We start from the raw sequence: 23147 nt of genomic DNA, 5'->3' as shown, positions 1-23147 counted from the left end.
AGGTTAAAGAACTCGCCCCGCGTCACGCAGGCGCACCACGCACGGCTCGGAAAAGTCCTCGCGGTCCAGCGCCACGAAGACGTGATCCTGCCAGCGGCCATCGATATGCAGGTTGCGCTTCAGGTAGCCCTCCTGCCGGAAACCGTTGTTCGCCAGCACCTTGCCGGAAGCCGGGTTGCCCGGCATGAACGTCGCGGTCACGCGGTGCAGCCCCACGCGATGTATGGCGTGATCAGTCCCCAGACCGCAAGCAACCGTGGCGATGCCCGCGCCGGTCAACGCGGAATGGACCCAGTAACCGATCCAGCACTCACTGATCGCGCCGTGTTGGATGTTGCCCAGCGTGACCTGCCCGGCAAAGGTGCCGTTGACCTCAATGGAAAAAGGCACCACGCTCCCCTGCTTGGCCGCAGCACGCAGCTCGAAGAGGTGGTTCCACCAGGCGCGCCGCGAGTGGGCTTCGCCCCACCGGACCGGGACCGTCGGCTCGACTGGGCGCAGGTAGGGCTCGTCCAGAAGGCGCATCTCCCGCCACTGCCGGCCGTCGCCGCGGTGCACCGGCCGCAGGCGCAGGTGGAAATCCTCCGCAAAGGGCCCAGCGGCGGGCATAAGCACCGTCGGGGTGGCCTCCGGCCACCCGGGATGAAGCGAAGACATCAGCTACCGCGCGCTGCCTAGGAGCGCTGGGTGATAAACAAAACGTCCACCACGTCGCCCGGGCGCACCTCGGTGACATCCTCCGGGATGCGCACCATAGCGTTCGCCTCGGACAAACCGGCCAGCAGGTGAGCCGGCCCGCCCGCGGCGCCGCCGAGGCCCTCCACGAGGTAGTCGGCCGTCTCCGCATCACGCATAAGGCGGGCGCGGATGTAGCCACGGCGCCCCGGCCGGGACTGCAGGTGGTTGAGCGCGCGGGCACGCACCACGCGGCGGTTGGCGTTGCGCTTGCCCAGCGAGAGGCGGATGAGCGGGCGGACGAAAATCTCGAAGGCGACGAGCGAGGACACCGCGTTCGACGGCAACAGGAACGTCGGGGTGCGCTCCTCACCGAGCAGGCCGAAGCCCTGTACGGAGCCGGGGTGCATGGCCACGCGGGAGGTATCCACCTCACCCAGCTCACGCAGCACCTCCTGCATGACCGCCGCGCCCGAACCGCCGACCGCGCCGGTGACCACGAGCACCTCGCTGCGACTCAGGTGCGTTTCCACTATCTCGCGCAGGCGGCGCGGCTCGCCCTCGGCGATGCCCACGCGGTGCACGTCCGCCCCGGCCTCCTTCGCGGCGGCGGCCAAGGCGTAGGAGTTGATATCGAAGATCTGGCCCAGGCCCGGCTCGCGGTCAATATCGACCAGCTCGCGGCCGTAGGACATGATCGTCACGCGCGGGCGCGGGTAGACCAGCACCTTGGAGCGGCCCACCGCCGCCAGCAGACCGATCTGGGCCGGCCCCAGAATCGACCCCGAGATCACGGCCACATCACCGGGCTGGATATCGTCGCCCACGCGGCGCACGAAGTCGCCGGAGCGGACTGGGCGGTGGGCCGTGACTCGCTTGCGGCCGCGGTCGGACCACTCGAGGGGCAGGACGGCATCGGCAAGCGTCGGCAGCGGCGCGCCGGTGTAGACGCGCACCGCATGCTTGGGCTGCAGGCGCAACGGCTGGCGGGAACCGGCGGGCACCTCACCCACCACGGGCAGGGAACGCTCGCGCACGGGCTCCGGGGCCGGTGCCGCGTTATCCCCCGCATCGTCGGCCGCGCCCTCCGGCGCTGGGCGGCTCGGCACGGCCCGGCGGGTGCTGAGAGCCCGCTCGCCGCCGACGTCTACCGCGCGGACCGCATACCCGTCGATGGCGGCCTGCGGGAACCCGGGAAGCGGCTGGTTGGCTTGTACCTCCTCAGCGCACATCAGGCCCAACGCATTGGCGATGGCGATGCGCACCGGCTCCGGTGTCACCGCAGCGTCAGTAACGAGCTTGAGTTGCTCTTCTACTGGTCGCATGGCGCCGCCTTTCTTGCCCCAGGTGTGTGCGGGCGCTTCGGCCGCGCCCGTAAACAGTACTGTGGCAGCAGTTTAGTCGTCGGACGGGTGAAACTCTTCTTCGAAGTCGGCCATGATGCGCTTGATTGCCTTGTACAGCGCCGGGCCGTACTTTTCGTGGCGCAGGCCGAAGTCGACATTCGCCGGAATGTAGCCCGCCGGGTTGCCCAGATCGTGACGCTTGCCGCGGTGGACCACCACGTGCACCGGGTGGCCTTCCTGGATGAGCAGCTCAACGGCATCGGTCAGCTGCAGCTCCCCGCCCTTGCCCGGCTCAATGCGTTGCAGGGCATCAAAAATCTTGCGGTCGAGCAGGTAGCGGCCGGTGGCCACGAGGGTGGACGGCGCGTCGGCCGGGTCCGGTTTCTCCACCATGCCGACGACCTTCTTCACGTCGTCATCGTCGGTGTCTTCCACGTCGAAGACGCCGTAATTGAAGGTCTCCTCGCGGGAGACCTCGAAGGCGCACAGGACCGAGCCGCCGTGTTCTTCGCGGACCTTACACATCTGGCCCATGACGTCGGCGGGAATGACGAGGTCATCGGGCAGCATGACGGCAAAGACGTCCTCGTCGTCATCCAGGACGTCCTCCGCCAGCCCGACGGCGTGACCCAATCCCAGCGGCTTTTCCTGCTCCACCGCGATGGGGTGGATGAGGTCGGCGGCCTTTTTGACCTTGTCTACCTGCGCGTCCTTCCCGCGGCGCTGCAGGGTTTCCACGAGTTCCGGGAAGGACTCGAAGTGCTTCATCAGCTCCTGCTTGTTCGGCGCGGTAATCACCGCCAAGCGGGAAGCCCCCGCGTGGGCGGCTTCCTCCGCGATGAGCTCAATGCCCGGCGTATCCACGACCGGCAGCAGCTCCTTCGGCACCGTCTTCGTAGCCGGAAGGAAACGCGTTCCCAAACCAGCCGCGGGAACCACGACAGTCTTCAGACACGTCGCGGCGTTGTCGAGTGAATTAGCCATGCAGAAGACACTACAGCCTGCAGTCTCCTTAGCCGTGGACCGCTACACCCCAGATAGGATTTCAGTTATGACTTCCCCCACCGATAATCCGCACCCTACGGATATTGCACAGGACAAAGCCGCGCTGCGGCGCGCGGTGAGAAAGGCGCGGAAACAACGCCCAGCCAGCGACAAGGCCAAGTTAGACCAGGGCGTGTGCGACGGTGCTGCCGCGGTGGTGCGCGCTTTTTCCGCGGCCCACTCCCGCCCGCCGAAGGTGGCGGCCTACATGCCGTTGCCTGCGGAACCAGGCGGCGAAGGTTTCGTGCCCGTGCTTGCCGATGCCGCCGCAGAACTGTGGCTGCCCATCACCGGCCCGCGCGGGACGGAGCTTACCTGGGCCCGATACACCGGGCCCGAGTCGTTGCAGCCCGGCCCACTGGGGATCAGCGAACCCGCCGGGCAGGCGGTTGGCGTCGACAAGCTACATCAGCTGGACATCGCCTTCGTTCCCGCGCTCGCCCTTTCCACCGCCGGGGTGCGCCTGGGCCAAGGCGGCGGGTACTACGACCGAACACTCGCCGCCTTGTCGGGGCCGCAGCTTATCGGCGTCGTCTTCGACGACGAGGTCTATGACCGCGTTCCGGCCGCCACCCACGATGCCGTGCTCGACGCGATCTTGACCCCGTCTGGCTGCCGCGACGTGCGCGCCACAGACGCCTAGACCACGCACGGTTTCGGGAACCAGGCGGCGAAAAGCGCAGTCCAATCAGGTATGCGCTTTTCTCAGAAGGCCCCGCAACGCTCCAGCCGGCCGCAACGCCCCGCCCGCTCACACCGCGGCGGGCTTTTCTCCACCCTGCGTACGCCCGGACATCGCCGGATGCTGCTCATCCGCCGCTTGCTTGCTGCCCTGCTGGTGTGCAGCGCGCTATTCATGGCGGCGATGTCGATGCGAGAGAACCCGGCCGTGCTGGTCTTCGCCCGGCCGGTCAACGCCGGGCACGTGCTCGGTCCGGGAGACGTCACGATCGCGCGGCTGCCCGAGGGGGTCATCCCATCCGCTGCCATGACCCCGACGGCGGGCACGGAAGTGAGGGCTGGCGCGAACCAAAACTCAGACGCTGGCACCGACACCGGCAACGTGGAGGGGCGCGTTGTGGTCGCCGCAGCCGATGCCGGGGAGATTGTCACCGAATCTCGGCTTTTAGGAGCGGAGCTCACAGCGTCGCTCGTGGGCGGCGACGACGAGTTAGGCACGTCCGCGATGGTGCCATTGAAGCTGGCAGACCCTGATCTTGTGCCTTTCTTGCACCATGGGGATACAGTAAATGTTGTCACGGCAACTATGGAGGGTAACGGTAAGGCTGGCGCTGCCGATAACCCGCCCGGTAGAGTCGTGGCCGCCAATGCGCGAGTCATCTCCACCGCAGCAGCCGATGCCGCGGGGGAAAAGACGCGCGGCACCCCGTCTACTATCCTCATCGCCCTGCCGGAAAGCGCAGCGCACAACGTTGCCGCAGCCTCGTTGAACCTGCCACTGACCGTGGCCATCACAGGAGAGCGCACCCACCTTCGGTGACGTCGTGGGATGGCGCCACCCGGCTGGGTCGAGAGCGATACCCTCCCTAACCACTCCCCTCCCCCAGGCACCCATCTGGGCTTTTCAGCCCCGGTTTCAGACAGAAAGGTTTCCTGCACCATGCTCAAGGGTTTTAAGGACTTCATCCTGCGCGGCAACGTCATCGAGCTGGCCACCGCGGTCATTATCGGCTCGGCGTTTACCGCCATCGTCAAGGCGGTCACCGACCACCTGATCCAGCCGCTGGTCAGCTCGTTCGGCTCCGCCGAGGTCGAGGGCCTCGGCTTCCGCCTGCGCCCGGATAACCCGGCGACCATGATCGACTTCGGCGCGATCATCTCCGCGGCCATCAACTTCCTCATCATCGCCGCGGTGGTCTACTTCCTCATCATCATGCCGATGAACAAGCTCAACGAGATCTCCAAGCGCCGCCAGGGCATCGATCCGGAAGAGGAGGCTCCGAGCACCGACGATCTCCTCATCGAGATCCGCGACCTGCTCGTCGCCCAGAACGATGCGCAGGGTCTGACCGCCCACGACAAGGACGCGGCGGATACCACCTCCACCACCGCTACTGCCTACAAGCAGGCGAAGTCCAACAACACGGACGGCGGCGAATCCATCAAGTAGGCATTCGCGCGAGCGACCCCTCGCTTTAGTAGTGGGGCGGGCGCTGCTCTTCCCAAAATTCGTCGCCCCGGGGCTCGTCCTCCGGGGCGTCTTCGTCTAACTGCACCTCGCGCGCGGCGTCGGCGCCGCGGTCTACACGCGTGCCCGCATCGTCAAACGCGGAGTAGAACGGCGCGCGATCGGCGCTGCGGTCGTAGTCCGGGGTGTCAGAGGTGCGGGTGGCGCGGCGGCGCTGCTTCCGGGGTGCGGAGTGCTTACCCATCGAGCGAGTGCTTCTGCAGCTCGGTGATGAGGAAGTGCACCAGCGGCGGCAGGGTGGCCATGCCATCGCGCAGGGCGGCGCGCGACGGCGCGAGATTGACCACCACGGTCGAGCCGGAAATACCGGACACGCCGCGCGACACGCAGGCGTCCACCGCACCGCACGCCTGCCCGGACGAGCGCAGCGCCTGTGCCACGCCCGGCAGCTGCTTATCCAACACAGCCGCGGTGGCCTCCGGGGTCTTATCGCGCGGGCCGACGCCGGTGCCGCCGATAGTCACCACGAGATCCACCCCGCCGACGACGGCGGTCTCAATGGCCTGACGGATCTTCGACTTCTTCGCCTTCACGGTCACCACGCCGTCGACCTGGAATTCGGCCTCGGACAGCAACTCGGTGAGCAGCTTGGAGGTGTCCTGCGGCTGCGCGTCCGGATGATCGGTGACCACCACAGCGAGCGCGCGCCGTTGGGTGGGAACGCGCCCCTCCTTCTCACTCGCGATGAGGAACTCCGCGTCCGGCTCCGCGATATTCATCAGATCGTCAGGAATTTCCCGCTCGACCAGCGGTTGCGACGTGTCGGTCTGGGACGCTTTCTTATTCGACATCGTTCTCCTGACGTGCTCGCCGCTACCGCCGCGGTCGGGGCGCGGTATATGTGTTCGTAGTCCGACTCGTAACTTACTCGTCGGACAGGGTTACCTCTACTTCATGACGGTTTTCGCCGTCGGGATCCGCCACCTCGAGGGTGACGGTCGCGCCAAATTCCTTCGAACGCGTTGCAGCGATAAGCGTATCGGAATCTTCCACGAGGCGATCGTTTACCCGAGTAATCACATCCCCGCGCTCGATGCCCGCCTTGTCCGCCGGGCTTCCGGGTTCCACGTCAACGACGTAGGCGCCGCCGTCGACCGGGTTGCGGGCATCGACCTTGACGCCGAGCATCGGGTGCTTGACCTCACCGTTGTTGATGAGCTCGTCCGCCATGCGCTTGGCAAAGTTCGACGGGATCGCAAAGCCCAACCCGATAGAGCCGGACGCGTCCTGCTGGCCGGACTGGGCGGACAGCGAGGCGATCATCGAGTTCATGCCGACGATGTTGCCGTCCATGTCCACCAGCGGGCCGCCGGAGTTGCCGGGGTTGACGGCGGCGTCGGTCTGCACGGCATCGATAAGCGAAAGCTCCCCGCCGTCCTGTGCGGCGCGGACCGGGCGGTTGAGCGCGGAGACGATGCCGGAGGTCACTGTCGCGTTCAGGCCGAGCGGCGAACCGACCGCGACGACCTCCTGGCCCACGCGCAGGCCGTCCGAGTCGCCGAACTTCAAGGTGGGCAGGTCCTTGCCGTCCTTGATCTTGATGACGCCAACGTCCGTATTCGGATCGGAGGCGACATATTCGGCCCCATGCTTGGAGCCGTCGTTGAGCGTCACGCGAATCTCCGCCTGCCCGCGCTGGGCGGCCTCGGCGATGACGTGGTGGTTGGTCAGCACATACCCGTCCGACGAGATGATGGAGCCGGAGCCTTCCGATGCCCCGCGCCCCGTCGCCACCTGGATGGCTACCACCGCGGGCGTCACCTTGGCCGCCACGTCCTCGGTCGAGCCCTCCGCCGGGGCCGGCGCCGGCTTGGAGTCGTCCTTTTTGTCGTTGTCCGCGCCCTGGTGCAGCGCCTCGTTGACCGTCGCGGTGGAGTGATTGCCTTTGTTCATGGCCTGCACCGCGGCACCCGCACCGATACCGGAGACAATCGAGCCGGCGAGCATCAGCGCCAGTGCCCCCGGCCAGGACAGGCCCCGCCGCTTCTTCTCGGGCGCCGCCGGCTGCGGCGAACTCACCTGCGGGCCGGCAGGAGTCTGGCCCTCCGGCGCCGGTGCTGCCTGTTGCGGCTGCTGCTGGTGCGCACTCCATGCCGCGGTGTCACCGGGCGCGGTGTGGGTGTAGGCCGCGCTGGCCTCGCCCGGCTGGGGTTCACTCGAGCGGTTCTCGCCTGGGTACGAGTTGCCGGCGTACGGGGAGGCAGTGGCGTCGCCGTTGCCGCGCGGCGCGTTCCAGCCGCGGGAGTACGACTGGCCATCGCGCCGGAATTCATCATCGTGCTGATTTTGCATAGACCGAATGTTGCCGCTTTCATCTGGTGCAGGACTTAGTTTGGGCTGCAAAGCCTGCTAGAGGATTCTGAACGTTTCCTGTCTACCGTGAACTGCGTTCTTTGTCACCCGAATGCCGTGCTTGACGACGACCCGCCCCACCCCAAAACGCGAAAAGCCGCCACCAGCTCCCTCCCCCGCACTAATGCGGTACGTGAGGAAACTGGCGGCGGCGAAAACGCGCGAGTGTTTTAGAACTGCTCGACGTCAACGAGGCCGAGCTGGGCGGCCTTCACCAGGCGGCGCGGGATGCGCACGGTCTGGCCGTCGATCTTGACTTCCTGCAGCGCGACGTTGTCGGCCTTCCAGGTGGAACGGCGCATACGGGTGTTCGCGCGGGACTTCTTGAACTTCGGGGTTGCCATTTCTTACTCTCCCCCCTTCGTCTTCTTCTTCCGGCGAGCCATCTTGCCGAAGCGCTGGTTGAAGCGCTCGACACGGCCAGCAGTGTCCATGACGCGCTGAGCGCCGGTCCAGAACGGGTGGGACTCGGCGGTCACGTCGACGACGATGAGCGGGTACTCGTTGCCGTCTTCCCACTGCACGGTACGGTCGGAGGACGCGGTGGACTTGGTCAGGAACTGGTTACCGGTACCAGCGTCCTGGAAGACCACCGGGTGGTAATCCGGGTGGATATCCTTCTTCATTATCGATTCCCTCAGGGTTGAAACTTCGGGTCGGTTCCACCTGCTCACAGCGGTAAACGCTAAGGCGGATCGTGCCCGAGTTGGGTCTCTTGCAAGTACAAAGGCCGGCATGGACAGAAAAGTCCCGTACCAGCGACTCGGATGATCCTACATCCCGCGGCCCGATTACCCGAAATCGCTGTGCTGGTGCTGCCGACGTCCGCGGACGCCGACCTTGTTCACAGCCTGATGGCAGCAGGGGCTTAGGGCTACATCCTCAAAGACTCGTCCCCGAAAGAACTCGCGCGCTCAATCGAAGCTGCCACGCAAGGCGGTGTAGTCCTACATTCGCGTTCGGCGACTAGCCGACGCGGCCGCTTTCACCTTCAGGAAGACCCTTTTCCGGGCAGTGACCAGGCAGGAACTTGGCGGCCTATTGTTAATGAGTTTCAGTGCTTTTTGGCATGCCGGGGCGCTACATTCCCTATCCATGACAACTACAACTCAAAAGCCGAATAGCCCCGGGCCGCCGTCCGCGGCCGCCGGGTCCGGAACAGGGACCGGGGCCGGAGCCGGCCGCATCGTGGCCCTCGACGTGGCCCGCGGCATCGCCGTGGCTGCCATGATCGTCGCGCATCTCTACCCGCCGCCGGGACTTGCCGGCGAGCTCTTCAGCGGATTCCCCGCGGCTCTCTTCGCCGCCCTTTCCGGGGTATCGCTGCACCTCATGATGGGACGCGGAAAGCCCGACGGCAGCCGGCGGCGGTGCATCGCCGTGATTGTCCGCGGCCTTATCCTCATCGCCCTCGGCACGGTGATGGCCCCGCACACCGGCACCATCGTCGTCGTACTCACCGTCACCGGCCTGGGCTACGTCGTCGGCGGGTTGGCCCGCATCGCGCGGTGGCGCCTTCCGGCACTTGCCGGCTTGTTCGTCGCCCTCGTTGCCGTCGCCGCGGCCGTGCACCTCTGGGCAGTGAACTCCCCCATCCCGGGCATTCTACGCGAGCCCTATCCCCTGCCGCTGTGGCTCGCCTACCTGGTGGCCGGTGTCATCGCTGGCCGGCTGCTAGTCGGGCGGACCCGCACGGCGCTTCTCGGCGTTGCGGGTACCGGTGCCGCACTGGCCGCAGGAGGGATCGCCGCCCGGGACATCCTCGGCGCGGCCACGTCGACCCAGCCCGTGCACGCGCTTGTCGATGCCACCGCCCACAGCGGCGGCCTCATCGACACCGTGGCCACGACTGGCGGGGCGATCGCGGTCATCGCCATGTGTATGACCGCTGTCCGCGGCGCGGCTGAGGCTTTCGCCTTCCCGTTCGCCGCGACCGGGGCAATGAGCCTGACGGTCTACACCGCCCACGCTCTGTCCTTCGGGGCGGTCGTCGGGGTGAGCAACCAGATCTACTTCCCCGGTCTCGCAGCCATCACCCTGCTCGCGGCCGTCACGTTCTGCACCGTGTGGCGCAGCTTCTTCCGGCGCGGGCCGCTCGAAGCAGCACTCGCCTGGGCTGCATCCCGCACCGCGCGAGCATTTGCGCCCACCCACTCGTCATAACTGCACCTTCTAAGAAAGGATTTTCCGCACCATGTCCACCCGCTTTACCGCTTCCCGCACCCACACCCGCAACCGCATCCTCAGCGGCGCTTGTGCCGCCAGTGTCGGTGCCGCCGTCCTGGCTTCCGCCCCGGTGCCGGCGCTCGCGCTGGTCAGCGAGCACTTTGCCGATGACTCCACCGCGGCCCGCGCCGTCGTGTCCGAGCAAATCGGCGAAAACGGCGACAAGGACGGCAACTGCACCGGCACCGCCGTCGCCGATCACTGGGTTCTTACCGCCCACCACTGCGTGGACAACGCCGACAAACCGGGCGGCAGCGTCCGCATCGGTCAGGGTGATGACCAACGGCGCGTCGACATCGACGATTGGCAGACATCCCCGGCGGGCGACTTCGCGCTCATCCACACCAAGCAGTCGATGGATCTCGGCGCGTACCCCGAGCTATCTGACGAGGTGAAGGGCGACGGCAAGATCGAGGCCTACGGCTGGTCGTCTGACGGCAGTGGCAAGACCACGAAGCTGCCCGTGGGTCACGGCGAGCTCAAGGGCACTAACGATTTCGCCCTCTACGAAGGCAAACAGGCCGTGCTGGCGCGGCTGACCGATGGCTCCCAGTTCCAGCCGGGCGATTCCGGCGGACCGGTCTTCGAAGACGGCAAGCTCTTCGGTGTGCTGTCCGCGGCGTTCGATCCGGATAATCCGGACAGCCAGACCTCCCCGGAGGCAATCCTCGCCCCGACCGCCGAGGTCGCTGACTGGGTCAAGCAGACCATTGAGATAGAACCCGAGCCGGCACAGGCAGAAGACGCCGAGGCCCACGATGCCGCGGACAAGGACTCCCAGTCCGTCCCCTCCGCCCTGTGGTGGGGACTCGGCGGCATCGGCGCACTTGCACTTATCGGGTGGGCCACCGCACGAGCACGCCGCACCGGTGCGGGCGCTGACGCGGCAGCCGGCGCTGATGCCGACACCGCCTCCGGTGCTAATGCTGAGCCTGTCAAAGGGAAGTACGAAACCCGCGCGGTGCGCAACTTTCCAGTGATTAGGTAAATGCGCACCTAGCCTGTAGAATTTTCCCTTGCTGTTGTCACAAGAATCATCAATTCGCCCCGTCTACCGGCATTTTGGCAGCTCAACCGTTTAACGCACGGTCCCTCACACCGTTCGCGTCGCGGGCATGACTTCGCCCGCCCCGGCCGTCCCTCACACGGCCACCCGCGGTAGTGCTGTCAATAGCTTTCTAGATGTGGGCGGCTAGGAGAAAGAAGACCCATGTCGGCTATTTGCCAGGTAACGGGCCGCAAGCCGCAGTTCGGCAAGCAGGTCTCGCACTCGCACCGCCGCACGTCGCGTCGTTGGAACCCCAACATTCAGCGTCGTCGGTACTACCTGCCCTCCGAGGGTCGGCACATCACTCTGAACGTGTCGACCAAGGGCATGAAGATCATCGACCGCGACGGCATCGAGTCCGTCGTGGCCAAGATTCGCGCTCGCGGGGAGAAGGTGTAAGAGATGCCACGTAACGATATTCGTCCGATCATCAAGCTGAAGTCCACTGCGGGTACCGGCTACACGTACGTCACCCGTAAGAACAAGCGCAACAACCCGGATCGCATCACCCTCAAGAAGTTCGATCCGATCGCCCGCAAGCACGTCGAATTCCGCGAGGAGCGATAAATATGGCTAAGAAGTCCAAGATCGCTAAGAACGAGCAGCGCAAGGAAATCGTCGCCCGCTACGCGGAGCGCCGCGCTGAGCTCAAGAAGATCATCAAGAACCCGAACAGCACCGACGAGGAGCGTCTCGACGCTCAGTTCGAACTGAACCGTCAGCCGCGGGATGCTTCCCCGGTTCGCGTGCGCAATCGTGACTCCCACGATGGCCGTCCGCGCGGTTACCTCCGCAAGTTCGGTCTTTCCCGTGTCCGCATGCGCGGCATGGCTCACCGCGGTGAGCTGCCGGGCGTTCGCAAGTCCAGCTGGTAAGGGGGAGTTGCACAATGAAGCGCAATAACCACAAGAAGTTCCGGGCTGAGCAGACCCGTCGTTCCAAGAAGAACCCGCTCAAGGCAGAGGGCATCGAGAAGGTGGACTACAAGGACACCAAGACCCTGCGCCTGTTCATCTCGGATCGTCACAAGATCCGCTCTCGCCGCGTCACCGGCCTGACCCCGCGCCAGCAGCGCCAGGTCGCCACCGCCGTGAAGAACGCACGCGAGATGGCTCTCCTGCCGTTCACCGCCCGCTAAACATTTAGCCGGGGTATCAACAGCGCACTTTTGCCGCTGGTAAGTGTGACACGGTAAAAGCACACAAAGCCGCCGCCTCCTCACTTCCAGGAAGACGGCGGCTTTGTTGTGTTTTCCGTGCCCGCGGGTTAGCTAGCGCTCGCTGCCCCAGTCTTGAACCACGTGGTACTGCCGCCCAGGCACAGCAGAACCAACACGGCCACGTGAATAGGCAGCAGGATGATGATGAAGTAGACGAGCGCGCCCATACCGCCAATGATGGCTGCGAGGTCCGCGATGATCATGACGCCGGTCTTCGCGATGAGAATCCAACGCGAGAAGTCGCCTGCCGGCTTGGCGGCCGCACCCGCGGCGCTCAGGCCCCAGAGTGCGTGCACGACAAGGAACGTCACGATAGCGGCGATGAGCGGCGCGATGAAATCGTTGCCACCGAAGAAACCAGTGACGGAGTCTCCGATTTCGTCACCGAAGAAGTCTCCCGCGACTCCGCCCAGCACCTTGCCGCCCACGCTGCCTACCTCGATGACCGAGCGCACCCAGAAGGCCGCGATCAGCACCGACAACGCGGACAGAACCGCGGCAACAAAGCCCAAAATGGTGACCCACTGGATGGACTTCGGGGCGTCTTTCACCCCAGCGATCTCCGAGTCAGCGAGTAGCCTGCTCATCTTCTCCGCGCCGAACTGCGAGGCGCTCTGCTGCGAGTACCCCTGTTGCGGGTATCCCGGCTGTGGGAATCCCGGCTGCGGCTGCCCCTGCTGCGAGTAGCCGTAGTGCGGCTGCCCCTGCTGCGGGTAGCCCTGCGGGCCCGACGGCATTTCCTGGCCGAACAGCGATTGCGGCTGCTGGGCCTGCTCGTCAGTGAAGAGTCCGGTGTGAGCCAGTGACAGCAGATCAGAAATCTGCATGTCCGGCGCGCTGGTGTCCTGCAGGCGGGAGTCGTGCTTGGAACGAAGGGTGTCATCGCCAAGCACGGTGCGGGCCGTCTTGACTTCCTCGATGCGCGCGTCCCCATCGGTTACGCCCTGGGAACGCAGGTCCTCGATGCGGGAATCGAGCTGGCTTGCAAGGTCAGCGGTAGAACTCGACGTGTCCAAGCCGAGAGACTCGTAGAGATCGTAATGCGCCACGATCGCGTCCTTTCTTGTAGGTTGCTGTGTGGAACATTACCGAATCTGGACTATTTCGCAGGCTTAGTGCGCACTGGTCCCCGATTTTTCCCCGGAAACTTTCTGAGCCAGGTAGCTCAGCTCCTGTTGGGCGGTCTCGTACGTACCGTCGCCGGCATGGGCATAGACGGCCACCCCGACGTCTTTTCCGCCCAGCTGCACGCGGCCTATCTGCACGACGTCGTAAGCTCCGGTTTCGTCCGGGCCCCAGCCTCCTTTCAGCGCCGCGCCGTCGAGGGTGCGCAGGCCATAGGCTTGGGCTGGGTCGTCAGCGCGCATCGCCTCTAAGACGGGCCCTGCCCCCGCGATCTCGGGTAGCGCGTGGGCGAAACGCGCCTGGTTTTCTAGCCCCCAGTGGGTTTGGCCGAAGGCGGTAAATTCGGGGCGCACCTTTTCAGTCTGCACAGTGGTTTCTTCGTCGCCGCCGTCGCGCAACACCTCGTTTGCCGCGGCCCCCGCCGCAGCCGGATCGCCGAGCGCAGCCCACAAGGACTCCGCAGCCTGATTGTCGGAGTAGGTGATCGCCTGCGAGATTGTGTGCGCATCGGCCACCCCGGCGCGCTGTGCCGCGATGGCCACCGGGACCTTCGAGGTCGACCAGGCCGGGTATCCCTCCGTCGTTCCGGCGGAGTGCACCTCAGCGCCGTCAAACACCGCGATGCCTGCCTGGCCGCCGTAGGTGTCGATGGCCGCTGCCACCGCGTCCTTCAATGCAGCGTCGTCCGTGCGCGCCTCCGAGCCGGCAGGATCCGGTTCTTCTGCGGCGGTCGAGGACGTTGGAGTGACCACGGTGGTGACGGTCGAGGGGGCATCGGAAAGCGTGGCGTCCCGGTCGTCTGACGGGGACGAACCGTCACCGATGGTGCAGCTTGCGAGCGCGAGCGCGGCGGTCAGCTGGAGGATCAGCGCACCGCCCGCCCGCGAATAAGTACGTACAGCGCGTGCCATGGAAAGCGATCCTACTGTGGCCGCGCTGTTGCCGCGTGCGCGCCTTTAGTGCGCGAAGTGGCGGGTGCCGGTGAAGTACATCATGATTCCGGCCTTCTTGGCGGCCTCGATGACCTCCTCGTCGCGGATGGAGCCGCCCGGCTGCACGACCGCCTTCACGCCGGCTTCAAGGAGGGTTTCCAGGCCGTCCGCGAACGGGAAGAAGGCGTCGGAGGCGGCCACGGAACCGCGGGCCCGCTCCGCGCCATCCTCGGACAGGGAGTTCGCACGCTCGACGGCCAGACGGGCGGAATCAACGCGATTGACCTGCCCCATGCCCACGCCGACGGTGGCGTTGTCCTTGCTCAAAAGGATAGCGTTCGACTTCACCGACCGCACCGCGCGCCACGCGAAGGCGAGCTCGGAAAGCAGCTCGTCATCTGCGGCCTCGCCGCAGGCCAGCTTCCAGTTGGCCGGGTCGTCGCCGTCCGCCTGGTAGACGTCCGCGTCCTGAACCAGGGTGCCGCCGCTGATCGGGCGGCGCTCCTCGCCGCGGTCCTCGTGCTCGGCGACCAAGATGCGCAGGTTCTTCTTGCTCTGCAGCAGCTCGAGGGCCTCCGGCTCGTAGGACGGCGCGATGATGACCTCGGTGAACACGCCCTTGACCTGCTCGGCCATCTCGCGGGTGACCTCGCGGTTGGCTGCGATGACGCCGCCGTAGGCGGACACCGGGTCGCAGGCGTGCGCGGCAGTGTGGGCCGCAGCGATCGACTCGTCGGAAACCGCAATGCCGCACGGGTTGGCGTGCTTAATGATCGCCACGCACGGACGCTGGTGATCCCAGACCGCGCGCCATGCCGCGTCGCCGTCCTGGTAGTTGTTGTAGCTCATCTCCTTGCCGTGCAGTTGCTTGGCATTGGCCAGGCCCTTGCCGCTGCCATCGCTCAAAACACGTGCCTTCTGGTGCGGGTTCTCGCCGTATCGCAGGGCCTTCTCCCCCGCAGCAGTCTCGTCGGCAGCGCTGTCTGCCGCGGTCTGCTCCACAAACCACTGGGAGACGGCCGCGTCGTAGTCGGCGGTGTGCAGGAAAGCATCGCGCGCCAGCTCGCGGCGCTCGGCCTCGGTGAAGCCGCCGTTGTCCAAGGCCTGAGCCACCTCGCCGTAGCGCTTCGGGTTGACCACGACCGCCACGGACGGGTGGTTCTTCGCGGCGGCGCGCACCATGGACGGCCCGCCGATGTCGATCTTTTCCACGCAGTCATCGAAACCGGCACCGGAGGCGACGGTCTCCTGGAAGGGGTACAGGTTCACCGCGACGAGCTGGAACGGCTCGACGTCGAGGTCGGCCAGCTGCGCCAGGTGGTCGTCTTTGCGGGTGTCCGCCAGGATGCCGGCGTGCACGCGCGGATGCAGGGTCTTCACGCGGCCTTCCAGGCACTCCGGGAACCCGGTGAGCTCCTCCACCGGAGTCACGGCGATGCCCAGATCCTTAATCTTCGCCGCCGTCGAACCGGTGGAGACGATTTCCACCCCGGCCTTATCCAAGGCGCGTGCGAGATCCTCCAGTCCGGTCTTGTCGTAGACGCTGAGGAGAGCGCGCTTGATTGGCTTTCGGTTATCACTCATGTGTGTTTCGTTGCCTTTCTTGAAAACTGTGCTGGCCAGGTTGGTTCTATCCAGAAAAACTGATGCTCAGCCCGCCCGCGCTTTCCACGCGGGTGTGGCGGAGCACCTCGACGATGAGTTCGCGTTCGACGACCTTGATGCGCTCGTGCAGGCTGGCTTCGTCGTCATCGTCCGCCACGCGCACGGGCCGTTGCGCGATGATCTGCCCGGTGTCGACCCCGGAGTCGACGAAATGGACGGTAGAACCTGTGACCTTCACCCCGTAGTCCAGTGCGTCCCGCACCCCGTGCGCCCCCTTGAACGCGGGCAGCAGTGCCGGGTGAGTATTGATGGTCCGCCCGCCAAAACGGTGCAGGAACCCCTCCCCCAGAATTTTCATGAAGCCGGCGGAGACCACGACATCGGCACGCGGCGCTGCCGCGGCCACGGCCTCGGCGAGCTCCTCGTTCCACGCCGCTCGGTCGCCGGTTAACGCAACGACCTGCGTATCGATGCCCGCCTTTTCCGCCCGGTCAATCCCCGGGCACGGCTTATCGGCGACGACCTTGACCACGCGGTAGCTATCGCCTTGGTGGTCGAGGATGGATTGCAGAAGCGAACCCGTCCCGGAGACGAGTACGACGACGTTCAATACAGGGTGCTGAACTGTCTGCGGTGAAGTCACTCACCTGAGCCTAGTCGCCGCACCCGCCAGCGGGGAATTCAGCCGCCCGCCTACTCCTCCGGTCGCGACACCTTCCGGACGGTGAGGTTCTCACCGGCGGCCGTGTCCGTGTCGTCGTCTTCTGCGTCTTCGTCTTCGGCCTCGGCAACATCTGCATCGTCTGCCTCCGCCACCGGGCTTGCCGATGCCTCCTCATCCCCACCGTCGTCCTCAGTGTCGGTGGGAGCCGCGGTCTCTGCAGTGTCGTCGACTTCCTCGTCTGCCGGTTCGTCCTCTGCCGCTTCTTCGCTTACGGACTCCTCGTGAGCAGGCTCTTCGTGATGAGCAGACTCCTCGATAGGCGCGGCATCGAGATCCGCGTCCGCGTCGATGACGTCTACGCCTTCGGCAGCGTCCTCCGGTTCGGCGGCCGCCTCCTTGCCGCTACCGCCGAAACGCTCCATCACCGCGAGCGCCGCGACAACGGCAATGCCGGTCGCCGCCGTCCACAGCGCGGCCAGTCCGGCGGCCGGCCACGCATTCGGCCCCGTCGAGCGGTAGCTGCCCAGCTCGCCGCCAGCGAAGTAGCACGCAATAAGAACCAGCAGGCCGACCCCTACGCCGGACCCCACGGCGATGATGAGGCCACGGGAGCCCACTGGGCGCAGCCGCAGCCACACCGAAGCGCACACCACGGCGGTCAGCGCCAACAGGGCTACCGCCCAGTCGGCGGCCTGCGGCGGGATGGCGGCAAACCACGGCATCGGCGGCAGGGGCACCAAGTGGATATCGAACAGGCTGACGCTGGCGGAGGCCGTATGGGCGTCGCTGCCGACGAGAATGGACAGGCAGGCGATAACCACGTTGGGGAAATACAGCACAGCCAGCGCGATAAGCCCTGCCCCACCGGCGGCACCCAGGTGCGGGTACGCGGCGAGCATCTCCTGCTGGCGCCCCCAGCTGACAACGAGGGCGACCAGGGCCACGACCGCCGCGAGTGCGACGAGCGCGCCCGCCACGCGGAGTGCTACCGCGCCGCAGTGGTAGACCGCCATCGGCACGCCGTAGCGCTTAAACAAGGCGCGCCAGAGTTTTACCCCGAAGCCCACGGCGAGTGCCACCAGGTGGAAAAGGACCACGCGCGCCAGGGCGCGACCCAGCGGCGGCGCGGCAACCTCCAGGGTCTTGTCGGCGTGGTGCAATACGCCCCAGGCGATGAGCGTGAGGATAACCGGGATGGCCACCACCATCGCGGTAAGGACAATGAGGTCCCGAATGCTCACGCGCTGTTTGATTGCGCGGTTAATCCGCCAGGAAATCATCGCCAGAAACAGCAGCGCCGGCAGCATGGGAATGACGGATACGGTAATCCCGCCCGCGGCGACCGGCGCCATGTTGAAGACCATCCAGGCCTCCGACACGGCCGCGCCCAGCCAATCCAGCGGGGCACTGGACAGTAGCAAGATGGCGAAGGCAACGACGGTAATACCGAGGACCGCGACGAGGTTCGGCGCGAAGGCGGCGGCGAACAGCTGACGGTTCCGCTCCCCGCGGGTGGCCTGCGCGGCGCCGCGGCGGGCCCGGGTGTGCGCGTCGACGGTGTGCGCAACGCGCGCTGCCGGGTCCGTGTGTGCGCGGGCGCTGCTGGCTGGGGCGTCAGCAGTTGCGGTGCGCCGTGGTCGGCGAGTGTGAGCGCGCCCCCGCTGGGGACCGGTGCGTGCGGAGCGACGTTGGGTCCGTGTCCGATTAGTGTCAGCATTCATATTGCGTCTACTCTGCCACGCATATAAGTCGAACTGCGGGCGGCGCGACCAAGGCAATGGGCAAAGGTCACACACGGCCGGAAGCTACGGGCATTCACCTGCGGTTTCGCCAGGTCGCGACTATGAAACCAGACCGCCTACTTAGTCACAGCAACACCACACACAACAGATTGGACGTCGAGTTGGGTAAACAGGTTGCCCGCTAGATACGGAGGCGCTAATGTTACCTCTCGTTAATAACGGGAAGGTCACAATCTCGTAACCGCCCGTAACGCAGAATTCCGCCTCACTTCGAGGCATGACAGTGAGACGAAAAACGGGAAGTTAAATAATGCGCACGAAGACTCAACGCAGCGTCGGCCGCCACCGCAAGGTCGTGCCTGCGCAGACCGCCAAGGGCCGCATCGCCCTCGTGACCGCTGCTGCGGGTGCCGTATCCACCGCAGGTGTGGGTGGCGCCGCAGCCGCACAGGTCACCGGCCACGAGGACAACGATCAGGCACAGTCGGTCGACATCGACCTGGCCGCCGACAACCACGACTTGGCCGGTTCCGCCAAGGACGCTGCCCCGCAGATTCTCGCCATGGCTGACAATAAGCCGGTGGACAACCTGCAGGAGCAGCTGGACAAGGCCGTCAACCTGGACAACGCGCGCCAGACCGCCGAGGCCGCCGCCCGCGACGCACAGCAGGGCATCGCCGGCGAAGGCAGCGCCGACCTCAGCAGCCTTTTGGGCGGCTCGAGCGCGTCCATCCTCCGCCCGGGCAGCACCGTTAAGCCGGCCGAGGGCCAGTACACCTCCGGCTTCGAGATGCGCTGGGGCCAGTTCCACGCCGGCATCGACATCGCCAACGCCATGGGCACCCCGATTGTCGCTGCCCAGGACGGCGAGGTCATCTCGTCCGGCCCGGCCTCCGGCTTCGGCCAGTGGATCCGCATCCAGCACGACGACGGCACCATCACCGTCTACGGCCACATGGAGACCCTCGACGTCAACGTGGGCGACCACGTCACCGCCGGCCAGAAGATCGCCGGCATGGGCAGCCGCGGTTTCTCCACCGGCACCCACCTGCACTTCGAGGTGCACCCGGCAGGCGGCAGCGCCATCGACCCGGTCCCGTGGCTCGCCGAGCGCGGCATCTCCCTGTAAGAGACTTTTATTCCCGCATCTCACTGATTTCTGCGGCTTTCCCGCGGCCTAGGTTGTATTCCTAGGCCGCTTTTCTGCGTTTTCAGCGCCGTACTCTTCCCGCCACATGTGTCTCTAAGGCGCCGGCCCCACCTCCCCCCGCGGCCACCCCCAAACGCTAAACAACGGGTTAATACCCAGCGCACACCACCCGCGGGCGAGGTAGCCCTAACGCTGGCACGTTCGACGATGTTCGAAACATATACAACAGGAGGCGATTATTCTCCCATTGGCCACAAGAGTCACAGGGCGATAAATTCTGTAGCGCAGAAAAGAACTCCCGCCGGGAAAAGGAAACTTGTATGAAGCGCAGTCACCGCGCCCGTGTCGCCGCGTCCGCGGCAGCCGCGGCGCTTATCGCGGGGCTCACCCTGCCCCTCGGCACCGCCACAGCCGGCGCTGCACCGAAGAACGCCGCCACCATCGACCTGTCCGACGGCTCCGCTCACCCGTCTCTCACGCACGTGGATTCCGCATCGCTTGCCGATGCCCTGGTGGGCCTCTACGAGTCCGGCAAGGCGGTCTACAACGGCGAAGTGACCCCGCAGTTCTCACAGACGGAAAACGGCATCGCCATCAGTGTGGTCATCGACCCGAAGTCGGTGCCCGGGCTAGGTGATGCGTTCGCCCCGTCCAAGAAGCAACAGAGCCACCAGCTGTCGCCGTCGATGACCGGCAAGACGGCCAACGGCTCGAAAGTGGTCTTCCCGACCACCGGCACCCTGACGTCCACCTTCGGCGCGCGCTGGGGCGCGCAGCACAACGGCATCGACGTGGCCAACTCGCAGGGCACGCCAATCGTCTCCGCCATGGACGGAGAGGTCATCTCTGCGGGCCCGGCGCAGGGCTTTGGTAACTGGGTGCGCGTGCGCCACGACGACGGCTCCATCGCCGTTTACGGCCACATGACCGCTCAGTCCATCCAGGTGTCGGTGGGCCAGCGCGTGACCGCCGGCCAGCAGATCGCGGCCATCGGCAACGAGGGCCAGTCCACCGGTCCGCACCTCCACTTCGAGATCTGGCCGGATGGCGCGACCCCGAGCGACCCGCAGCAGTGGTTCGCGCAGACGGGAATTACGGTCTAGAGCTTTTCCATCGGCAACCCGCCGATGAGCATGAGCCGCACGGTTCCGGCGCTGCCGAAGTCGATGGTCGCGGTGGCACGAGCCCCGCTACCGCTGCAATCGACGACCGTGCCCAGACCGTACTTCGCGTGATTGACACGGTCGCCCACCGCCAGCTGCAAGTTGGAGTTCTTCATCCCGGCGCCACCGCCGCCGGAACGGGAGCCGCGGTTTCGGCCCCGCTGCGTAGGGGAAGACGCAGTGGAGCCAGACCGAGCCCCCGAGCGCGACGACCGCGACTTTCCGCCCCACCCAGACCAGGACGAGCCGAAGGTGCGCCCGTAGGAGTAGGACGGCTCGTCCCACCCCGACCCCGACAGGGAGCTATCCGGCTCCTCCCTGCGCCAGCTGAGGAGATCCTCCGGGATCTCGCCGAGGAAGCGGCTGGCGGGATTGGTCAGCGGGTTGCCCCACGACGAGCGGATGATGGCCCGCGAGAGGTACAGCTTCTCGCGGGCGCGCGTGATCCCCACATAAGCCAGGCGCCGCTCCTCGGAGAGCTCCTTCGGGTCTCCCAGCGCGCGCATGTGCGGGAACTGCCCGTCCTCCCAGCCGGTGAGGAAGACCACGGGGAACTCCAGACCCTTCGCGGTGTGCAGGGTCATGAGGGTGACCACACCGTTCTCCGAATCGGGGATCTGGTCCGCGTCCGCCACCAGGGAGACCTTTTCCAAGAAGGCCTGCAGCGAGCCCGGCGCGGCCTCGCCCTCCTCGACCGCCTCGGCAGGATCGATATCGCTGGCCGCCAGCTGGTTGGCCGCCTCGGAGGAAAACTCGCGGGCGACGGAGACCAGCTCGTTCAGGTTGTCCAGGCGCGAGCCGTCCTGCGGGTCGTTGGAGTTTTCCAGCTCAGCGCGGTACCCCGTCGCATCCAGCACGGCGTTGATGAGCTCGCCCAGATCGGGCTGCCCAGTCACCGAGTTGCGCATGTCCGGCACCTGGTTGGCTATCCCCTGCATCATCTCGTTGAACTTGCGCACCGCGTTGACCGCCCGGGTGCCCAGGCCCGGCACGTCGCCCGCCGCGGCATCCACCAGCGCGCGCCCAAAGCTCACGCCTAGGTTATCTGCGTGCACCGCAATGTGGCCTTGCGCTTTGTCCCCGATGGCGCGCTTGGGCACGTTGATGATCCGGCGCAGGCTCACCGTGTCGTCCGGGTTGTCCAGGATGCGCAGGTAGGCGACGATGTCGCGGATTTCGCGCCGCTCGTAGAAGCGGGTGCCACCCACCACGCGATACGGGATGCCGGTGCGGATGAAGATGTCTTCCAGCGCGCGGGAGGCATTGTTGGTCCGGTACATCACCGCGATGTCCGAGTACGGCTTCCCTTTGTCCGCCAGCGCGTCGATCTCGGTGGCGATAAATCGCGCCTCGTCGTGTTCGTTGTCCGCCACGTAGCCGACGATCTGGTCGCCGCTGCCCTTGGCGGTCCAGAGGTTTTTCTCCCGGCGGTTTTCATTGCGGGCGATGACAGCGTTGGCGGCGTCCAGAATCGTCTGCGTCGAGCGGTAGTTCTGCTCCAGCAAGATCGTGCGCGCCTGCGGGTAGTCGCGCTCGAACTCCTGGATGTTGCGGATAGTCGCACCGCGGAAGGCGTAGATGGACTGATCCGAGTCGCCCACCACGCACAGCTCGGGCGCGTCTGGGCCGAGGTTCCCGCGGCCGACCAGCTCGGAGACCAGCCGGTACTGGGCGTGGTTGGTGTCCTGGTACTCATCAATGAGCACGTGGCGGAAGCGCTTGCGGTAGAACTCCGTGACTTGCGGGTAGTCCGCGAAGATGCGCACGACCTCACCGATGAGGTCGTCGAAGTCCACCGCGTTCGCCGCGCGCAGGCGCTTCTGGTAATCCGCGTACACGTCCGCGACGGTGCGGTCGAAAGGATTGCGCGTCTCACTCGCGCGGTGCGCCGCCGCGTCGGGGCCGATGAGCTCGTTTTTGTAGTTCGAAATCTGGTTGGCCAGCACGCGCGGGGTGAACTTCTTGAGATCGATCTGCTTTTCTTTAGCGATCATTCCCAATAGCCGGCGGGCGTCGTCGCCGTCATAAATGGTGAATTTGCTGTTAAGCCCCGGCACGAGCTGCGCCTGCTGACGCAGGATGCGTACGCAAAACGAGTGGAAGGTAGACACCCACATCCGCTCCGCGACTGGGCCGACGAGCTGGCCGACGCGGTCTTTCATCTCCGCGGCAGCCTTGTTGGTAAAGGTAATGGCCAGCACCTGCCACGGCGAGACCCCGCGGTTGCGCAACAGGTGGGCAATGCGCCGGGTAAGCACCGCGGTCTTTCCGGAACCCGCGCCGGCGACAATCAGCAGCGGCGCGCCGGTATGTTCCACCGCCGCGGCCTGCTGCTCGTTGAGCCCCGTCGTCAGCGGCTCCGGGGTATTCGCTGTCTCGCGCGCGGGCTGGGCGCTTCCGTCACCGCCGCCGAAAAGGGACGGCTGGCCTTGGGGGTTGTCGCTATCACGGGAAGAAAATGGGCTGCTAAAAGGCGAGTTCGTCATAATGCCCTCTAACCTACTAGGCACCCCGGACACTGCCTTCGCCCCCGCCAGCCAAGCGCGATTTTTGGGCAAAGGATCGGCATTTCCCAGCGGCCTCAGCCCCGTTACGATTAGCGTTGGATAATTGACCGAACCGCCCATTTTCTTGCCGCAGAAAGGCT

At 65.9% G+C, this 23147-nt stretch carries 25 protein-coding genes; 11 read left to right on the top strand and 14 right to left on the bottom strand.

Going from position 1 to position 23147, the window contains the following annotated elements; genetic code table 11:
• Positions 1 to 3: 3 nt before the first annotated feature.
• The 3 genes from CMASS_RS03350 to CMASS_RS03340 form a co-directional block, all read right to left on the bottom strand.
• A complete protein-coding gene (locus tag CMASS_RS03350; RefSeq protein WP_084684395.1) occupies positions 4 to 657 on the bottom strand; it encodes a GNAT family N-acetyltransferase in 654 nt (217 codons plus the stop codon).
• Between the two features lie 17 nt (positions 658 to 674).
• Entirely contained in the window at positions 675 to 2000 is a 1326-nt protein-coding gene (gene glp, locus CMASS_RS03345) for a molybdotransferase-like divisome protein Glp (protein WP_022862857.1), read from the bottom strand.
• Between the two features lie 72 nt (positions 2001 to 2072).
• A complete protein-coding gene (locus CMASS_RS03340) occupies positions 2073 to 3005 on the bottom strand; it encodes a UTP--glucose-1-phosphate uridylyltransferase (protein WP_022862858.1) in 933 nt (310 codons plus the stop codon).
• A gap of 67 nt (positions 3006 to 3072) precedes the next feature.
• On the opposite strand from CMASS_RS03340, the gene CMASS_RS03335 reads away from it, so the two are divergent.
• The 3 genes from CMASS_RS03335 (at position 3073) to mscL (ending at position 5196) form a co-directional block, all read left to right on the top strand.
• Positions 3073 to 3708: a 5-formyltetrahydrofolate cyclo-ligase gene (locus CMASS_RS03335; protein ID WP_022862859.1), complete on the top strand. Its 636-nt coding sequence runs from the start codon at positions 3073 to 3075 to the stop codon at positions 3706 to 3708.
• A gap of 51 nt (positions 3709 to 3759) precedes the next feature.
• A complete protein-coding gene (locus CMASS_RS03330; RefSeq protein ID WP_022862860.1) occupies positions 3760 to 4566 on the top strand; it encodes an SAF domain-containing protein in 807 nt (268 codons plus the stop codon).
• Between the two features lie 120 nt (positions 4567 to 4686).
• Positions 4687 to 5196, top strand: coding sequence for a large conductance mechanosensitive channel protein MscL (gene mscL, locus CMASS_RS03325; RefSeq protein ID WP_022862861.1), 510 nt, complete (start codon positions 4687 to 4689; stop codon positions 5194 to 5196).
• A gap of 25 nt (positions 5197 to 5221) precedes the next feature.
• On the opposite strand, the gene CMASS_RS03320 is transcribed toward mscL, so the two are convergent.
• The 5 genes from CMASS_RS03320 to CMASS_RS03300 form a co-directional block, all read right to left on the bottom strand.
• Positions 5222 to 5458, bottom strand: coding sequence for a hypothetical protein (locus CMASS_RS03320; protein ID WP_022862862.1), 237 nt, complete (start codon positions 5456 to 5458; stop codon positions 5222 to 5224).
• Complete coding sequence (locus tag CMASS_RS03315; protein ID WP_240482780.1) at positions 5451 to 5993, bottom strand: MogA/MoaB family molybdenum cofactor biosynthesis protein; 543 nt, start codon at positions 5991 to 5993, stop codon at positions 5451 to 5453. The genes CMASS_RS03320 and CMASS_RS03315 overlap by 8 nt, the downstream gene beginning before the upstream one ends.
• A gap of 145 nt (positions 5994 to 6138) precedes the next feature.
• Positions 6139 to 7566 (bottom strand): S1C family serine protease, encoded by a 1428-nt coding sequence (locus CMASS_RS03310; RefSeq protein WP_022862864.1) that lies wholly within the window; start codon positions 7564 to 7566, stop codon positions 6139 to 6141.
• Positions 7567 to 7796: 230 nt separating this feature from the next.
• A complete protein-coding gene (rpmF, locus tag CMASS_RS03305) occupies positions 7797 to 7970 on the bottom strand; it encodes a 50S ribosomal protein L32 (protein ID WP_022862865.1) in 174 nt (57 codons plus the stop codon).
• 3 nt (positions 7971 to 7973) lie between these two features.
• Complete coding sequence (locus CMASS_RS03300) at positions 7974 to 8252, bottom strand: type B 50S ribosomal protein L31 (RefSeq protein ID WP_027018637.1); 279 nt, start codon at positions 8250 to 8252, stop codon at positions 7974 to 7976.
• A 469-nt stretch (positions 8253 to 8721) separates the two neighbouring features.
• Between CMASS_RS03300 and CMASS_RS03295 the strand changes: the two genes are divergently transcribed.
• The 6 genes from CMASS_RS03295 to rpsR all read left to right on the top strand — a co-directional run bounded on the left by CMASS_RS03295 (position 8722) and on the right by rpsR (position 12038).
• Positions 8722 to 9789: a DUF418 domain-containing protein gene (locus CMASS_RS03295; protein WP_169460800.1), complete on the top strand. Its 1068-nt coding sequence runs from the start codon at positions 8722 to 8724 to the stop codon at positions 9787 to 9789.
• Between the two features lie 31 nt (positions 9790 to 9820).
• On the top strand, positions 9821 to 10840 hold the full coding sequence (locus CMASS_RS03290) for a trypsin-like serine protease (RefSeq protein WP_022862868.1): 1020 nt from the start codon (positions 9821 to 9823) through the stop codon (positions 10838 to 10840).
• Positions 10841 to 11062: 222 nt separating this feature from the next.
• Positions 11063 to 11299 carry a 50S ribosomal protein L28 gene (gene rpmB / locus CMASS_RS03285; protein WP_022862869.1) on the top strand — a complete coding sequence of 79 codons (237 nt, stop codon included), beginning with the start codon at positions 11063 to 11065 and terminating at the stop codon, positions 11297 to 11299.
• Between the two features lie 3 nt (positions 11300 to 11302).
• Complete coding sequence (rpmG, locus tag CMASS_RS03280; RefSeq protein ID WP_022862870.1) at positions 11303 to 11467, top strand: 50S ribosomal protein L33; 165 nt, start codon at positions 11303 to 11305, stop codon at positions 11465 to 11467.
• A gap of 2 nt (positions 11468 to 11469) precedes the next feature.
• Positions 11470 to 11775, top strand: coding sequence for a 30S ribosomal protein S14 (rpsN, locus tag CMASS_RS03275; RefSeq protein WP_022862871.1), 306 nt, complete (start codon positions 11470 to 11472; stop codon positions 11773 to 11775).
• A 14-nt stretch (positions 11776 to 11789) separates the two neighbouring features.
• Positions 11790 to 12038 (top strand): 30S ribosomal protein S18, encoded by a 249-nt coding sequence (rpsR, locus tag CMASS_RS03270; protein ID WP_022862872.1) that lies wholly within the window; start codon positions 11790 to 11792, stop codon positions 12036 to 12038.
• Positions 12039 to 12166: 128 nt separating this feature from the next.
• Here rpsR and CMASS_RS03265 read toward each other — a convergent pair whose 3' ends face one another.
• The 5 genes from CMASS_RS03265 to CMASS_RS03245 form a co-directional block, all read right to left on the bottom strand.
• Positions 12167 to 13168, bottom strand: a complete 1002-nt coding sequence (locus CMASS_RS03265; RefSeq protein WP_022862873.1) for a proline-rich domain-containing protein — start codon at positions 13166 to 13168, stop codon at positions 12167 to 12169.
• Between the two features lie 63 nt (positions 13169 to 13231).
• On the bottom strand, positions 13232 to 14155 hold the full coding sequence (locus tag CMASS_RS03260; RefSeq protein ID WP_022862874.1) for a hypothetical protein: 924 nt from the start codon (positions 14153 to 14155) through the stop codon (positions 13232 to 13234).
• A gap of 45 nt (positions 14156 to 14200) precedes the next feature.
• Complete coding sequence (purH, locus tag CMASS_RS03255) at positions 14201 to 15760, bottom strand: bifunctional phosphoribosylaminoimidazolecarboxamide formyltransferase/IMP cyclohydrolase (RefSeq protein WP_022862875.1); 1560 nt, start codon at positions 15758 to 15760, stop codon at positions 14201 to 14203.
• A gap of 46 nt (positions 15761 to 15806) precedes the next feature.
• On the bottom strand, positions 15807 to 16424 hold the full coding sequence (purN, locus tag CMASS_RS03250; RefSeq protein WP_027018638.1) for a phosphoribosylglycinamide formyltransferase: 618 nt from the start codon (positions 16422 to 16424) through the stop codon (positions 15807 to 15809).
• A 50-nt stretch (positions 16425 to 16474) separates the two neighbouring features.
• On the bottom strand, positions 16475 to 18166 hold the full coding sequence (locus CMASS_RS03245) for a cell division protein PerM (protein WP_022862877.1): 1692 nt from the start codon (positions 18164 to 18166) through the stop codon (positions 16475 to 16477).
• Between the two features lie 331 nt (positions 18167 to 18497).
• Here CMASS_RS03245 and CMASS_RS03240 point away from each other — a divergent pair, with 331 nt between their 5' ends.
• Positions 18498 to 19316 (top strand): M23 family metallopeptidase, encoded by an 819-nt coding sequence (locus CMASS_RS03240; protein WP_022862878.1) that lies wholly within the window; start codon positions 18498 to 18500, stop codon positions 19314 to 19316.
• A gap of 341 nt (positions 19317 to 19657) precedes the next feature.
• Entirely contained in the window at positions 19658 to 20440 is a 783-nt protein-coding gene (locus tag CMASS_RS03235) for a M23 family metallopeptidase (protein WP_022862879.1), read from the top strand.
• On the opposite strand, the gene pcrA is transcribed toward CMASS_RS03235, so the two are convergent.
• Positions 20437 to 22986 (bottom strand): DNA helicase PcrA, encoded by a 2550-nt coding sequence (pcrA, locus tag CMASS_RS03230; RefSeq protein WP_022862880.1) that lies wholly within the window; start codon positions 22984 to 22986, stop codon positions 20437 to 20439. The two genes, CMASS_RS03235 and pcrA, sit on opposite strands and share 4 nt — an antisense overlap.
• Positions 22987 to 23147 lie beyond the last annotated feature (161 nt).

The organism is Corynebacterium massiliense DSM 45435, assembly GCF_028609805.1.
Taxonomy (GTDB): domain Bacteria; phylum Actinomycetota; class Actinomycetes; order Mycobacteriales; family Mycobacteriaceae; genus Corynebacterium; species Corynebacterium massiliense.
The sequence above is the reverse complement of the archived record's forward strand: the minus strand, read 5'-3'. Positions and strand labels throughout refer to the sequence as shown.